At 49.7% G+C, this 15,283-nt stretch carries 14 protein-coding genes; 12 read left to right on the top strand and 2 right to left on the bottom strand.

The window, feature by feature from the left end; translation table 11 throughout:
- Positions 1 to 16: 16 nt before the first annotated feature.
- Positions 17 to 670 carry a TetR/AcrR family transcriptional regulator gene (locus tag AC0YNX_RS07450; protein ID WP_475814988.1) on the bottom strand — a complete coding sequence of 218 codons (654 nt, stop codon included), beginning with the start codon at positions 668 to 670 and terminating at the stop codon, positions 17 to 19.
- A gap of 193 nt (positions 671 to 863) precedes the next feature.
- Here AC0YNX_RS07450 and AC0YNX_RS07445 point away from each other — a divergent pair, with 193 nt between their 5' ends.
- Genes AC0YNX_RS07445 through AC0YNX_RS07430 form a run of 4 tightly spaced genes read left to right on the top strand, consistent with a single transcriptional unit; the run spans position 864 to position 6,390 of the window.
- Positions 864 to 2,339, top strand: a complete 1,476-nt coding sequence (locus AC0YNX_RS07445) for an aspartate aminotransferase family protein (RefSeq protein ID WP_475814987.1) — start codon at positions 864 to 866, stop codon at positions 2,337 to 2,339.
- 30 nt (positions 2,340 to 2,369) lie between these two features.
- Complete coding sequence (locus AC0YNX_RS07440) at positions 2,370 to 3,599, top strand: class II aldolase/adducin family protein (protein ID WP_475814986.1); 1,230 nt, start codon at positions 2,370 to 2,372, stop codon at positions 3,597 to 3,599.
- Positions 3,600 to 3,629: 30 nt separating this feature from the next.
- The gene (locus tag AC0YNX_RS07435; protein WP_475814985.1) at positions 3,630 to 5,000 is read left to right on the top strand and encodes an aldehyde dehydrogenase; all 1,371 of its coding nucleotides are present in this window, start codon (positions 3,630 to 3,632) and stop codon (positions 4,998 to 5,000) included.
- A 25-nt stretch (positions 5,001 to 5,025) separates the two neighbouring features.
- Complete coding sequence (locus AC0YNX_RS07430) at positions 5,026 to 6,390, top strand: glycoside hydrolase family 30 protein (protein ID WP_475814984.1); 1,365 nt, start codon at positions 5,026 to 5,028, stop codon at positions 6,388 to 6,390.
- An 82-nt stretch (positions 6,391 to 6,472) separates the two neighbouring features.
- Here the strand turns inward: AC0YNX_RS07430 and AC0YNX_RS07425 are convergent, their stop codons facing one another.
- Positions 6,473 to 6,763 carry a DUF3817 domain-containing protein gene (locus AC0YNX_RS07425; RefSeq protein WP_475814983.1) on the bottom strand — a complete coding sequence of 97 codons (291 nt, stop codon included), beginning with the start codon at positions 6,761 to 6,763 and terminating at the stop codon, positions 6,473 to 6,475.
- Positions 6,764 to 6,959: 196 nt separating this feature from the next.
- Here AC0YNX_RS07425 and AC0YNX_RS07420 point away from each other — a divergent pair, with 196 nt between their 5' ends.
- The 8 genes from AC0YNX_RS07420 (at position 6,960) to AC0YNX_RS07385 (ending at position 15,280) form a co-directional block, all read left to right on the top strand.
- Positions 6,960 to 8,225: an ankyrin repeat domain-containing protein gene (locus tag AC0YNX_RS07420; RefSeq protein ID WP_475814982.1), complete on the top strand. Its 1,266-nt coding sequence runs from the start codon at positions 6,960 to 6,962 to the stop codon at positions 8,223 to 8,225.
- Between the two features lie 175 nt (positions 8,226 to 8,400).
- Positions 8,401 to 9,354 carry a hypothetical protein gene (locus tag AC0YNX_RS07415; protein ID WP_475814981.1) on the top strand — a complete coding sequence of 318 codons (954 nt, stop codon included), beginning with the start codon at positions 8,401 to 8,403 and terminating at the stop codon, positions 9,352 to 9,354.
- Positions 9,355 to 9,525: 171 nt separating this feature from the next.
- Positions 9,526 to 9,858 carry an ArsR/SmtB family transcription factor gene (locus AC0YNX_RS07410; RefSeq protein ID WP_475814980.1) on the top strand — a complete coding sequence of 111 codons (333 nt, stop codon included), beginning with the start codon at positions 9,526 to 9,528 and terminating at the stop codon, positions 9,856 to 9,858.
- Positions 9,855 to 10,253 carry an SRPBCC family protein gene (locus tag AC0YNX_RS07405; protein WP_475814979.1) on the top strand — a complete coding sequence of 133 codons (399 nt, stop codon included), beginning with the start codon at positions 9,855 to 9,857 and terminating at the stop codon, positions 10,251 to 10,253. The genes AC0YNX_RS07410 and AC0YNX_RS07405 overlap by 4 nt, the downstream gene beginning before the upstream one ends.
- Positions 10,254 to 10,380: 127 nt before the next feature.
- Positions 10,381 to 12,639 carry an ATP-binding cassette domain-containing protein gene (locus AC0YNX_RS07400; protein ID WP_475814978.1) on the top strand — a complete coding sequence of 753 codons (2,259 nt, stop codon included), beginning with the start codon at positions 10,381 to 10,383 and terminating at the stop codon, positions 12,637 to 12,639.
- 44 nt (positions 12,640 to 12,683) lie between these two features.
- Positions 12,684 to 13,277, top strand: coding sequence for a YdeI/OmpD-associated family protein (locus tag AC0YNX_RS07395; protein ID WP_475814977.1), 594 nt, complete (start codon positions 12,684 to 12,686; stop codon positions 13,275 to 13,277).
- A gap of 96 nt (positions 13,278 to 13,373) precedes the next feature.
- On the top strand, positions 13,374 to 14,447 hold the full coding sequence (locus AC0YNX_RS07390; protein ID WP_475814976.1) for a Gfo/Idh/MocA family protein: 1,074 nt from the start codon (positions 13,374 to 13,376) through the stop codon (positions 14,445 to 14,447).
- Positions 14,447 to 15,280 carry a sugar phosphate isomerase/epimerase family protein gene (locus AC0YNX_RS07385; protein WP_475815204.1) on the top strand — a complete coding sequence of 278 codons (834 nt, stop codon included), beginning with the start codon at positions 14,447 to 14,449 and terminating at the stop codon, positions 15,278 to 15,280. Before AC0YNX_RS07390 ends, AC0YNX_RS07385 begins: the two co-directional genes overlap by 1 nt.
- Positions 15,281 to 15,283 lie beyond the last annotated feature (3 nt).

Here is a 15,283-nt window from a genome sequence, read left to right as displayed (position 1 = left end):
CTTCAGCACTTCAAGATTAATTCAAGAAGAAAGCTCCTTTAATAAACTTCAGCAGCTGCTCTGCAACAAGCTCATCCTGCTCATGAATATCAATGCCTGCAAACGTCCGCAGACGTTCCTTGTAATAGTCGCTGGAATAGGAGAATTGAAGCGTAATGAAGAGGTTATCGAGAAAGAAAGCAAACAATTGCGGATGAATATCTGACCGTATCGTGTGGGTGGCTTGTGCCTCTGCAATGAACGAAGCATAGAGCCCGGCCGTGACATTCTCCATCTCGGACACAATTCGACCGGCAAGCTCGGATTTGCTCTCCGCCGCCATAATATTATATAACCGCGTCAGATGAAGATTCTCCCGAGATTGGAGCTGGATCGTCCGAATGATCAATTCAATGCGGCTAAGGAAATCTTGCTTGCTCCGCATGATATCCTCGAGCACGTTCTTGGTGGATTCGATTCCGATGCGAATGATCATGAGATACAGATCTTCTTTGCTGCCAAAATATTTATAGAGTGAGCCGACGCTAACCTCGGCCTTCTGGGCAATCTGATTAATGTTGGCGCTGTCATATCCATGTTCAGCGAATTCGATAATCGCGGCATTTACTATTTTATCCCGCTTATCTTGCGATATTTTCTTGAATGAATCGGAGTAGTGGTCTTCAAGCATGAGTAGGCACCTCGAAATAATGAGTGAGTGAACGTTCACTCACATTCTAGCATACAATTGGACTATTGCAATCATTCTGACAATTCTGTTGACAATTGGCGGTAGGCTACTATACTGAAATCGTGAGTGAACGTTCACTCACACTTAAAATCAGGCATGTTGAACACTTCCGATGACTATGTGGAGGGCGATCATGGATAATAAATTCGCGATTTCCGAGTACCCAGATACGGCTGCAATCATAAGACAGCTCGATGCCTTAATCAATCAACCGATTCATACGATTAAACCCGAGGCGTTGAAAGCCTACGAACTCAATTATTATGAGAAGAAGTGCGCCAAGTCCAAGGCTATGATTGAGGAAGCAGTTCATGTAATTCCTGGAGGCGTGCAGCATAATCTTGCCTTCAATCACCCGTTTCCACTTGTATTCACGAAGGCGGAAGGGGCTTATCTGTACGATATTGACGGCAATCAATATTATGATTTCCTGCAGGCAGGCGGCCCGACTGTGCTTGGCAGCAATCCAATCGCAGTTCGCAGCAAAGTCATTGAATTGCTGAATGAATGCGGTCCTTCAACGGGCTTGTTTCATGAATATGAATATAAGCTAGCGAAGAAAATCGCTGAGCATATCGAATCGGTAGAGATGTTCCGCATGCTAGGATCAGGTACCGAAGCGTGCATGGCTGCCATTAGAGTCGCAAGACTAGCGACCAAGAAGAAGCATATTCTTAAGATGGGCGGCGCTTACCATGGCTGGAGCGATCAGCTGGCATACGGGATTCGGATCCCCGGCTCCAAATGGACGCAGGCACATGGTGTTCCGCGGCATATGTTCAAGTATACGCAGGAGTTCTTTCCCGGCGATCTGAACGATCTTGAACGGAAGCTGAAGTTCAATCGATTGCGCGGTGGCACAGCTGCCGTACTGATTGAACCTGTAGGTCCAGAGAGCGGAACGAGGCCGCTCGATCTTCATTTCAACAAAGGCGTTGAAGCGCTATGCCGCAAGTATGGCGCACTGCTAGTGTTTGATGAGGTCGTCACTGCTTTTCGAATCGGTATGAGCGGGGCGCAAGGTTATTATGGGGTATCTCCTGACTTAACTGTGTTCGGCAAAGTCGTCGCCGGAGGGTATCCGGGAGCAGGCGGCCTCGGCGGCAAGCAGCAGTATATGAAGTATTTGTCAGCAGGCTTGCAGTCGGGAGACAAGCACAAGAAGGCGCTCGTCGGCGGAACGATGGCGGCGAATCCGCTTAGCTGCGTGGCCGGTTATTATACGCTTGAAGAGATGGAAAGAACGAATGCGGTGCAGCACGCAGGCAAGATGGGGGACATCTTGACCCGAGGATTGAAAGCGCTTATCGCGCAGCATCAACTGCCTTTTGTCGCGTTTAATCAAGGCTCGATCTGTCACCTCGAAACCGTTGGGACACTGCATTATGCAATCGATTGGTCGATGCCTTGGCGCATCCCTAGCGTGCTCAAAGCGACATCGGAGCGGAAGAAAGAGATGGAGCATATGGGCGCTGCCTATATGGCCGAAGGAATTGTGACACTTGCAGGCAGCAGGCTGTACACAAGCGCTGCCTATACAGATGAAATGATTGATGATGTATTGGTCCGATTCGACCGCATATTCCGGCAGGTTGCTGTTAAAGCCTAATACTCCACTTAAGGCTGGGGGAGCTCACGCGTGAACGAAGACATACAGGAAGCAAAAGAACGAGTCGTCAAGGCAGGCCGAAGACTGGTGGAGTCGAAGCTGATCGCTCGCACTTGGGGAAATGTCAGCTGCCGGATTAGCGATTCGCATTTCGTCATTACGCCTAAAGGCAGGGATTACTTACAGCTGACGGCTGAAGATATTGTCGAAGTGGCGATATCCGATTGCAGCTATAGCGGCGACGTTAAGCCTTCCTCTGAGAAAGCGATGCATGCAGCGGTGTATAAGCAATATCCGGATGTTCACTTCGTCATTCACACCCATCAGGAGAATGCCTCCGTCATAAGTACGGCTGGATTATCGGCGATGAAAGTAACAGGGGATTATCCGCTCCTTGGCGATGAAGTCATCTGCGCGGATTACGCATTACCGACGACGAAGAAGCTTGCTCGCAAAGTCTCGAAAGCGCTGATGCAGAAGAGTGGGCAAGCCGTTATTTTGGCAAACCATGGCTCGCTCTGCTTCGGGGCGAATGATGAAGAGGCGTTCCAAGTCGCTACAGATTTGGAACTGTCTTGTGCAGATTTCGCCTTCAAACAATACGAACAACTTAGCGGTAAGAACAGGAACAGCGTCGATTGGTTGGAGCTGAATCGTTATGCCGTCTCTCGACTAATCGGCAAGCCTCTCTCTCAACAGCCGCAGATAGAAGAAGTACCGGGAATCGGCAACCTTCCCTTCGAGAGTGAGAGAACAGAAACAGGGTTCAGGCTAAAGTTTCATCATGGTGAAGCGATAGATGTGAAGAAGGGCGAGCTACATGCTTCACTCCCCAGGGAATTCAAGATACTTAACGATATTTATCATTCTTTTAATGACATTAATTACATTATACATACTGACTCTCCAAGTGTAATCGCAGTGTCGCAAGCTGACCTGACCGTTCGTCCGCTTCTTGATGACTTCGCTCAGCTTGTGGGTACTTCTGCCAAGACTGTGCCATCAATGGATGGTCCACGTATTCTTGGTGCATTGAGACGTGCCTCTGCTGTGCTTCTCCATCAGAACGGTGCATTATGCTGCGGAAGCTCGAGAAGTGATGCCACTGCAGTTGCGATGGTACTGGAGAAGAATTGCAAAGCGCTTATTGGTGCTTCATTGTTCGGCCCGCTCAAACCGATTCATCCGCTAGAGAGTCTGCTTATGAGATTTATGTATTTGAAGAGCTATTCCAAGCAGGCAGCGAAGAAGCCAAATTAATGATACTAAGGTTGGAGGTAGAGCGGAGCGATGCCATCCTATTCTGAGCTTGTTGCAGCTCAAAGAGCTTACTTTCAAACAGGCGCCACAAGGTCCTATGCATTTCGCAAAGAGCAGCTGGAGAAGTTGTATCGGCTTGTTGCAGATAACGAACAGCTTATTCTGAATGCAGTTCACGAGGATCTGAATAAAAGCGAGCTGGAAGGGTTCTTCGCAGATGTCGGCTACATCAAATACGAGATTTCGTTTGCTCGTAAGCAGCTAAAGCGCTGGATGAAGCCGCAGCGTGCGAGGACGCCTTTGACCCATTTTGGCAGCAGCAGCAAGATTTATCGCGATCCTTATGGCGTGAACCTCATCATCGCCCCGTGGAATTATCCATTCTTGCTCACGATTACGCCGCTGATTGGGGCAATCGCAGGCGGCAACACCGCCATCGTAAAACCTTCGGAGCTGGCAGCCCATTCCTCTGCATTGCTCCATAAACTGCTCGCGAATACGTTCCCGGCTGAGTACATCGCATGCATAGAGGGAGGGGCGGAAGAGACGACGGCCCTTCTGCAGGAACGTTTCGATCACATTTTCTATACCGGCAGCAGCTCGATCGGCAAGCTCATCATGTCCGCAGCAAGTCAATATCTCACACCGGTTACGCTCGAGCTCGGCGGCAAGAATCCGACCATTGTCGATGAGAGTGCCAACATCACGCTTGCGGCACGAAGAATCGCATGGGGGAAGCTACTCAATGCCGGGCAGACTTGCATCGCGCCTGACTATATCTATGTCCATCGCTCGATTGAGCAGCAATTCCGCGAGCGTTTAAGAGAGGAGATGATCCAGTTACATACGGCACGGCCTCTAGACAACCCTGATTACACCTGCATCATCAACGACAAACACTTGAGCCGCTTGCAACGCCTGTTAGATGGGCCGATGGTTTATTATGGCGGTGAAATTGACCGGCAGAAGAGAATGCTGGCTCCAACCATCGTGACAGAGGTTTCGTGGGATCATGCGATCATGCAAGACGAGATCTTCGGACCGATCCTGCCGATTCTTCCTTATGACTCGCTTCATGAAGCAATTGCACAGATCAAGAAGCAAGAGAAGCCGCTCGCTCTGTACCTGTTCACAGAGAACGAGCAAGTGAAGAAGCAAGTCATTCGCGAGCTGCCATTCGGTACAGGCGGCATTAACGACACGCTGTTCCAATTCTTGAATCCGCATTTGCCGTTTGGCGGGGTTGGCAGCAGCGGCTCAGGCGCTTATCATGGCGTGTTTTCCTTCCAATGCTTCACTCATCCCAAAAGCGTCCTCACCCAAACGACCGCATTTGACCTTCCGCTTCGGTACGGGCGTAGTAAAAGCGCACTCCAAATCATCCGGCAATTGTTCAAGTAGAATCTATGAAAAAGGCGGGGGAGTTATGGAAACAATGAAGCGAATTACAGTAAATCTGGCGAACAAGAAGCAGAGGATGGAGGGGTTCGGCGCATCAGGAGCTTGGTGGGCGCAGCATACGGGAAGCTGGAAGCCAAGCGAACTTTCGCGACTGCTTGAGCTGCTGTTTAACCCGCAAACGGGCATCGGGCTTACCATCTACCGTCACAATATCGGTGCAGGAGATGGGCAAGAGATTGAAGATCCATGGCGTCGTGCCGAGAGCTATGAGGTGTCGGAAGGGGAGTATGACTGGAGCCGGGACGCGCAAGCTGTCGCCGTCATGAAGCAGGCGGTTGCAAGCGGTGCAGAGCGAATCGTCGCTTTCGCGAATAGTCCAACGGCAAGAATGACGCAATCCGGTATGACCTCCGGGCATCAGGAAGGGAGATCCAACTTCAAAGCAGGCATGGAGGATGCTTTTGCTACGTATTTAGTTAATGTAATTAAATATCTCGTGCAAGAAGAAGGATTGCCGGTTGATTGGATCTCGCCGATCAATGAGCCGATGTGGCTGTGGAATGCGCAGAATGGGCAAGAAGGCTGCCATTATCAGCCGGAGGAATGTGTATCTGTGTACCGCGCTCTCGCTCGTCGTATCAAGGAGCAAGGATTGCCAATCCGCATATCTGCAATTGAAGCAGGGGAATGGTCCAGCGCCAGAATGTACTATTACAAGCTGGCTGAAGATCAGGAGCTGCTCGAGTATATTGACAATATCGCGGTGCACTCTTATGTGCCGCATGTCTCGAATGGCATTTTCAAAGAAGAATTCGCCACGTTGATTCAGAAGGAGCAGCCGACACTGCCTATCTGGATGTCTGAATGGACAGAGATGGAGGGGGGCAAGGACTTCGGTATGTCATCGGCCCTCCTGATGGCGAATTTGATTCAAGAGGATCTTACCGTCGGACAAGTGACTTCCTGGCAGTATTGGATCGCCGTATCCCGATATGATTTCCGTGATGGACTTGTCTATCTTGACGAATCGGAAGGGACGTTCCAAGAGACCAAGCGTCTATGGGCGTTCGGCAATTTCAGTAAATTCATACGTCCGGGAGATATTCGAATCGAAGTTGAAGTCGCTCATCCAGAGCTCAAAGTGGTAGCATATGCGGATCAAGACGGTCAGCGGGTGACACTTGTTGTTATTAATAACAGCAAAGAATCCCAAACTTCCGAATTCCAGCTCGGCTCAGATTCAGATTCTATCCGTATCAAGAACGCTGCTGTATACGTCACATCAGAGGATGATAACCTTGCCTGTGTTTATAATGGTTTGACTCTGAACGAGTGGACTTATAAAGCGGAGAGTGTAACGACGATCATCGTGGAGACAAGTGGAACTTAAGACTGCACATTATACGGATGTGTGTTAGAAGAAATGAAGGCTGCGCGATCTATGATCGGCAGCCTTTAATTTAGAATAGAATTCAGCTATTTTCGCGAATGCGGCGGTCGAATATGAATGGTCCGAATGGCAGGAATGCAGCGATAATGGCGCCGAGAAGTCTTGTTATCCGCCAGCCTGACGAGAAGAGCATCGAAATAGCAGTAAGGATGTAAAGGCTGAATAATGCGCCGTGGATCATACCTACAACGGTGACGGGATGAGGGATATCGGCCCAATATTTGAGCGGCATTGCGATGCAAAGCAAGAGCAGGAATGAGAGGCCTTCCAGTGTCCCGATAAGACGGAATCGGCTGTATGGGTTGCGCAGCATGTCGTCATTAACCTCCTTGAGGGATATGAATGCTTTTATTCTACCTTAGGCTGCTCGTAGATTGCCAGCCGTTCACGAAAGTATCATCTTTTCGCAAGTTAGCATAGTCGCCAAATCCATCATGGATTTGGTAGAAATAAACAAGTAAAATAGAGAAGATAGAGAAGTTAGTATACCAATCGGAGGTGCGCAGGTAATGGATGAGCAGCATGCGATTGAACAGTTTAAACAAGCCGTTTCGAATAATGATATAGCGGAGGCAGGCAAGTGCCTGCAAGAATATCCGTTCCTGGCTGAGCGAATAAACGAGCCTTGGTTCTCATTCGATTCGCCTGCGATCGTCAAAGCAGCGGCGAGCGGGAATCGCGAATTGGTAGACCTGCTCCTGGAGCACGGTGCCGATCTGTTTGCCAAGAGTACTTGGTGGGCGGGAGGCTTCGGCGTCCTGCACCATGATCATCATGAACTATCCCGCTATCTGATAGAGCGGGGAGCTCCAGTTGATATGCATGCAGCAGCCGCACTTGGGATGATCGAGACTTTGCAAGAGATGGTAGCGAAGAATTCCGAGGCCGTCAACGAGCGCGGTCCGGATGGACAAGCTCCGCTTCACTTTGCCACTGATCCAGCGATTATTGATTTCCTGCTCGAGCACGGAGCCGAGATTGATCAGCGTGATATCGACCATTACAGTACACCGGCTCAATGGGCGATTGATCAACCCGAGAAATGCAACTATCTCATCGAACGCGGCGCTTCAGCGGATATCTACATGGCGATTCAGCTTGGCGATACGGAGCTAGTCCGCCAGTTGATTCAAGCAGAGCCCGATTGTCTGGATGCTCGAATCGGTCAAGGACGTTTCACGTCCGGTGACTCTGACGGCGGACATATTTACTTGTATAAAGTCGGCTCCGATATGACGCCATTGCTGCTTGCTGCGCGTCATAAGCGGACTGAAATTGCAGAACTGATCTTGGAGCATCGTCCTACAGCGAATCGGTTGCTGTATGCGTGTTTGACTGGCGATCAAGCTGCGGTTCAAGCTCTGATCGCTCAAGAGCCCGACATTGTGAAGACACTCTCCCAAGCTGAGCTTGGCACAATCGCTGATGCAGCTTCAAACAACGATACGGATGCCATTCGTTGCATGCTGAGTGCCGGATTCCCAGCCGACGCACGGCGTACCCCGGCGGATTTCACAGCACTTCATCATGCAGCTATGCGCGGCAATGCCGAGATCGTGCGACTTCTTCTCGCGAACGGCGCATCAACAGAGCTAACGCATGGATATGGCGGCGCAGCACTTGGCAGCTGTATGTGGGGCTCCATTCATTTTCGTTCTCCATACGGCGATTATGCAGATGTTGCGAAGCAGCTCGTTCAAGCAGGCGCGCCGGTGCCAAGCGAGTTGAACGGCAGTGAAGCGGTTAATCAGGCAATTGAACAAGCAAATCAATAAATGAGTATGGAATCCGCGGCCTCCGCGGATTTTTTTTGCAGAATGGATAGACTGACTGAATGGTGGATCGGCAGAAGTAATAAACAATTGGAGATGGGTCATTGAATAGCTGCATATATTCGTAAAGGATTTCGCATGAACATGCGAAGGACTCCTACGGAGAGCGGGTGTTCAGGTGGCTGTCAATCTCGATATCGCAACTCTTGTTTCTGCTGTCATTTGGCCGGCTACAGTAATCATTCTGCTGTTAATCTTTCGCAAGCATTTGCCGGATTTGCTGAGCGTGTTGCTGAAACGTGTGAAGAGGCTGGATTTTGCAGGCGTATCAATCGAATTATCCGAAGCAAAATCCTTCACGCCGAGCCTATCGGTTAGCCAGTTGGATTTGAGCAATATGATGGAAGCCATGCAGAAATCAAGTAGAGAGATCGATATTAGATATGAGCTGTTATCGGAAGGCAGCGCGGATTATACGGTCATCCATCTCGGAAGCGGCAAGAACTGGCTAACTTCGCGCCTGTTCATCATGTCTATCATGTATGCGCATCAGAAGAATATGAAAGCCTTTGTGTTCTTGGAATCGAACAACGGCACTCGCAAACGATTTGCAGGCTGGGCCAAACCTGCAGCGATACGTTTTGCGCTAGCCAAACGCTACCCGTGGTTTGAGGCTGCCTTCGCTGAAGCTTATTGCACGGTAGTCAAAGCGTATGGGAGCGAGCCGCTCATCACCTCTAATCGAGGGGCGCTTGGCGATGGCAAGCCGTTTGTGACCGTCCTTCAACATTTTCTGAGTGAGGTACAAGTGAACGACATTCAGCAAGTAGAGCTAAGCAAGAGAGCAGAATGGCTTAGCTTAACTGCATCTAATCATACCTATGAACATGCAGAGTGGATCGACGGTATATTGCTGGAGCAGCTTCTAGATGATGACCTTCATCCCACCTATATTCAATCGAACAACGTCAAGCCGCCTAAGATCGACAACGATCAGTTCCAGAAGATACTAGATTCACAAGGCGATTTCATTGCGATTACTTCATTTAATGGGCAATTTCAAGGACTGCTGGATCGAAACGATGTCCTGGAGCAAGCCGTTAAACAAGCAGCAGCGCAATCGCCTGAATGACAGGGCTGCGTGAGTGAGAAATCAATCGTCCGCGAATTCTATTCGCGGGCTTTTCTTTGATCAGAGGGCATACTAACGCAGATTTGACAGGACACCAAACGGTGTCATACAATAAAAATGTCACCAAATGGTGTCCGATTATAGTCGACTGAACACGTAGGAGAGGGTGTTGTGAGCGATAACGAACAGCTGCGGGATGTGTTTGACGCGATTGCGGATCCTACCAGGCGAAGGCTCATACAACTGTTATCAGAAGCTGAGGAGCTGCCGCTTCATGAGCTGACGTCTCGATTCGAGATGGGCCGGACGGCGGTATCCAAGCATTTGACCATACTTAAAGAAGCAGGACTTGTTACGGATCGGAAAGTCGGCCGAGAAACCCGGTATCGGCTCAATGCTGCACCGCTTCAAGAGATTCAAGATTGGGTCGCCTTTTACAGAAAGTTCTGGACATCCAATATGATGCGATTGAACCAGCTATTATTAGAGGAGGAAGAAGAATGAGTTTAACATTGAATTTGGATTTTCAATATACAACTACGATCGAGAAGCTGTGGACCGCAATAACGGATCCTGACAAGCTTGCCAAGTGGGTTATGGAGAATAACTTCAAGCCTGAAGTTGGCTATCAGTTTCAATTCCGTCAGAAGCCAACCGAATATTGGGATGGCATTGTTGAAGGTGAAGTACTCATCGTAGACAAGCCGAGCAAGCTGTCTTATACGTGGGGCACAGGTGCGGAGAAGCATACTGTCGTATGGACCTTGCAGGATCTGGGAGACGGCAAAATCAACCTGCATTTGGAGCAATCAGGCATCTCCAATCCACAAGCGTTGAACGGCGCCAAATATGGTTGGACGAGTATGGGCGGCCAGCTCGAGACGCTGCTCGCGCAATAAGAAACATGAACCGGCAGCAAGCTCATGCAGCCGGTTTATGTCTGCATAGACAGTATGGCAAATTCCTCTTGTTTCTGTACAATATGAAGTGGAATATTATTCAACTTACTAGTGGAAGGATGTTATCATGACCGAATCGAATCAGGAGTTTATCGTCATATCAGGTGCAAGAGAAAACAATCTCAAGGATGTGTCCTTGCGCATTCCGAAGCGGAAGATCACCATCTTCACAGGCGTATCCGGTTCTGGCAAGTCATCCATCGTCTTCGATACGATTGCGGCTGAATCAACGCGGCTGCTGAATGAAAACTTCAGTATGTTCGTTCGCAACTTTCTACCGCGCGTACCGCAGCCGGATGCAGACGCCATCGAGAATCTGAGCATGGCAGTCATTGTGGATCAGAAGCGGCTGGGTGGCGGTTCTCATTCGACGATGGGCACGATTACCGATATTTCTCCTATTCTTCGTTTGCTCTTCTCTAGAGCGGGGCAGCCTTATGTTGGAACCGCGAATATGTTCTCCTTCAACGATCCGCAAGGCATGTGTCCGGATTGTAACGGACTCGGCCGCAGTCTGGTCGTCGACATGAGCAAAGCGATTGATAAGTCCAAGTCGCTCAGTGAAGGAGCAATTCTGCTGCCGGACTACAAGTCGAGCAGCTTTGATCTCACTATCCTTATTGACTCCGGGTCTTTCGATCCCGATAAGAAGCTAAGCGATTATTCAGCAGCAGAGCTGGACGAGCTGCTATATGGCAAAGCCAAGAAGGTCGAAGTCCAATTCATGAGCAAGCCGATGAATGTGACCGTCGAAGGCTGCATCGAGAAATTTACGAACAAGTACATCAGACGAGATATTAAGACGATGTCCGAGCGTACTCAGAAGGCTGTTATGCCTTATATTATCGAAGGCGTATGCTCCAGCTGTCACGGTGCAAGACTCAGCCAAGCTACGCTGAGCAGCAAGATTAATGGATATAACATTGCCGATCTGGCCGCGATGGAAGTGGGTCAGCTCATCCGAGTCGTGCGGGAGATCGACAATCCTGTTGCCGCGCCTGTCATCAAAGCATTGGCTGATCGGCTGCAGCATCTCGTCGATATCGGACTTGATTACTTGACGCTCGATCGTGAGACGGATACGTTGTCCGGAGGAGAGTCGCAGCGCGTCAAGATGGTCAAGCATCTAAGCGGCAGTCTTGTCGATGTCACTTATATCTTCGATGAGCCAAGCGTAGGCTTGCATCCGCGTGATGTACATCGGTTGAATGAATTGCTTCAGAAGCTGCGCGACAAGGGCAATACGGTTATTGTTGTCGAGCATGATCCCGATGTAATCAAGGTTGCGGATCATATCGTCGATGTTGGTCCGTATGCCGGCAGTCGTGGAGGGAACATTGTGTTTGAAGGAAGCTTCAGAGACTTGCTGGAATCAGGCACGCTGACAGGCAACCATATGAAGCGCCCTCTAGCGTTGAAGCAGGAGACCAGACAGCCAAGCGGCAAGCTATCGATCAACAATGCTACGCTGCACAACTTGCATAACGTCAGTGTTGATGTCCCAACGAGTGTGCTGACAGTCGTCACTGGCGTTGCCGGCTCGGGTAAGAGCACGCTCATTAACGATGTATTCCTAAGCAACCATTCGGACGCAATCGTTATCGACCAATCGGCAATAGGCGTATCTACACGTTCGAATCCAGCAACGTACACGGGAATTATGGACGATGTGCGGAAAGCTTTTGCTTCGGCGAATAAAGTGAATCAAGGCTTGTTCAGCTTCAACTCCAAGGGAGCCTGTGAGAACTGCGGCGGGCAAGGCGTAATATCCATTGACCTATCATTCCTGGACAGCGTGGATCTGCCATGCGAAGTGTGCGGAGGCAGAAGGTTTAAGGAAGAAGTACTCGTGTACAAGCTGAACGGCAAGTCCATCGCTGATGTGCTTGAGATGACGGTAGAGCAGGCACTCGAGTTCTTCGAGCTGAAGGAGGTTGTTCGCAAGCTTCAGGCACTGAGTGATGTCGGGCTGAATTACATTACACTCGGCCAGCCGATGAGCACGCTGTCGGGCGGAGAATGCCAGCGGATCAAGCTCGCAAGCGAGCTGCATAAGAAGGGCAGCATCTACGTGATGGATGAGCCTACGACCGGCTTGCATATGTCCGATATCGGGCACTTGCTTGAGATCATGAACCGTCTCGTTGACGCAGGCAATACAGTCATTGTCATCGAGCATAATCTTGAAGTGATCAGCCAAGCGGATTGGATTATCGACATGGGACCGGACGGTGGCAGCAAGGGCGGACAGGTGGTGTTCGAAGGGATACCTTCGGATATCATTCGCGCCGAGCTCTCGATTACGGGGAGATATTTGAAATCTTGATCGCAATGAAGTGACCACACATCAAGTAGAAAGGAGTGTCCTCAATGACCGATACAGTTAAAAATCCGACAGTGGACATGTTCATCAGCATGGCTAGCAAATGGAAGGAAGAGTTCGAGAAGCTCAGGGAAATCATCTTGGATAGCGAGCTTACGGAGGATTTCAAATGGATGCATCCGTGTTATACACTGAATGATAAGAATGTCGTGCTCATCCATGGCTTCAAGGATTATTGCGCGATGCTGTTTCACAAAGGGGCTTTGTTGAAGGATCCGCATGGCATTCTGATCCAACAGACGGAGAATGTACAAGCGGCGCGCCAACTTCGGTTCACCAGTCTGCAAGAGATTCTAGATATGGAGCTCACCATTCGAGCTTACCTATATGAAGCCATTGAGATTGAGAAGTCCGGCAAGGAAGTCATCCTTAAGAAGGCTACCGAGTTTGCAGTTGCGGAAGAATTTCAAGTGAAGCTCGATGAGAATCCTGCTTTGAAGACCGCCTTTGAAGCGTTGACGCCTGGTCGTCAAAGAGGTTACTTGCTGCATTTCTCGCAACCTAAGCAATCCAAGACTCGCACGGCGAGGGTCGAGAAGTATACGGAGCATATTCTGAATGGCAAAGGTATAGATGATTAATTAACAGGAAGTCCGCGTTCATCGCGGGCTTCTTTCTTTTAAGAGGGGCAGATGCTATTGTAGTAAGAAACGAATGGAAACGAGGGGAATACATAGATGGAGAACCCGAACAAGTTAAAGGTCGGCGTGCTCGGCTGTGGCGTGATCTCCCAAGCTGCACATTTGGAAGCTTGCGCAAGAGCAAACAATGTTGAGCTCATTGCGATCTGCGACGTTGCTCAAGATTTAGTAGAGAAGATGGAGCATAAATATAACCCCAAACGGACTTATACGAATTATGATGAGATGCTCTCAGATCCAGAAGTGGAAGCTGTAATTATCGGGATCGCTGATCAATTCCATGTGCCAATGGCGAAGAAGGCCGTGCTCGCAGGCAAACATGTCCTCGTAGAGAAGCCGCTCGGCGTCACCATTGAAGAATGCGAAGAGCTGGATGCCATCGTCCGGCGCTCGAACCTGACATTCCAAGTTGGCAATATGAAGAGGTTCGATCCCGGAATTGCATATGCGAAGAAGTTCATTCAGGAAGAAATGGGCGAGATGCTGGCGCTCAAAGCCTGGTATTGCGATTCAACTTACCGCTATGCGGTGACAGAGAATGTAATGCCTGTCATGATGTTAAGCGACGCAGCGAAGAAACCAGAGGGGAACCCCAAGCTGGACAAGCAACGCTATTATGTGATGACCCATGGCAGTCACCTCGTGGATACGGCAAGATTCCTCGGCGGAGAGATTGACAGCGTGCATGCCTGGCATACGGAACGCTTCGGTGCGCATAACTGGTTGTGCACCATTGAATATACGAATGGAACGGTAGGGCAACTCGATCTCACGGTAGCGGTGAGAATGGACTGGCATGAAGGCTTTCAAGTGTACGGGGAGCATGGCAGCGTCATCGCGAAGACCTATAATCCATGGCTGTTCAAGGCAAGCGATGTAGAAGTGTTCTCTGCTAAAGACGGGTTGTATCGCAAGCCGCTTGGTGCTGACGCGCATTTCTACAAGCTTCAATTAGAAGGCTTCGCGGATACCATCCTAGGCGGTGCTCCTCTAGTCGGCGCATCCATCCATGATGGCGTGCAAAATATGCGAGCGATGGTCGCATTGGCAAGATCTGCAGAGATTGGCGGCGGCAAAGTCAGTCTCTCCGAAGTGACTGGCGGTGTGTGATGGATCTCGGAATCTTCGCGAAAACCTTTAATCGGAGCTCAGTCGAAGAAATCGCACAAGTGATCCGCGGATATGGGTTATCAAAGACGCAATTTAATATGGCCTGCGCCGGATTGTCGTCCATGCCAGACGACATCGATATGCAGCTTGCACAGAAGATCAACAATGTTTGCCGGCACAATCAGATTGAGATGTCCGCACTATCGGGTACATTCAATATGGCACATCCCGACCGGAGCCACCGTCAAGCGGGAATTGACCGATTGCGTGTTCTTGCGCAAGCAAGCGGCACACTCGGAACTTCAACAATAACGCTCTGCACAGGCAGCCGAGATCAATCCAATATGTGGAAGCGTCATTCGGACAATGGGAGCAAGGAAGCTTGGGCAGATATGCTGGAGACGATAGCGGCGGCGGTGGAAATTGCAGAGCAATATAATATCGTACTTGGCGTCGAGCCAGAGCTCGCCAATGTCGTGTATGATGCGAGGAGAGCAGGGCTTCTGCTAGACGAGCTGCAATCAGCTCACGTCAAGATTGTAATGGATGCTGCGAATTTGTATAATCCTGAGAGTGGCCGTTCGCAGAGCGATATCCTGTCCGAAGCCTTCGACATCCTGGGCGAGCATATCGTGATTGCACATGCCAAGGATATCAAGGTGAATGGAGAGGCAGAGTTTGTTGCTGCCGGCCAAGGCATGGTCGATTATCATCATTATTTGCAGCTGCTATCCGCAGTGAATTTTATAGGGCCGCTCATTCTGCATGGATTGAGAGAAGATCAAGTAGATGACAGCTTATCCTTCATTAAAGCATTGATTTTAGAGCACTGATTT

Source organism: Paenibacillus sp. J31R98, from assembly GCF_056269245.1.
Note: the sequence above shows the minus strand (reverse complement) of the source record. Positions and strands in the feature narration are given on the sequence as shown.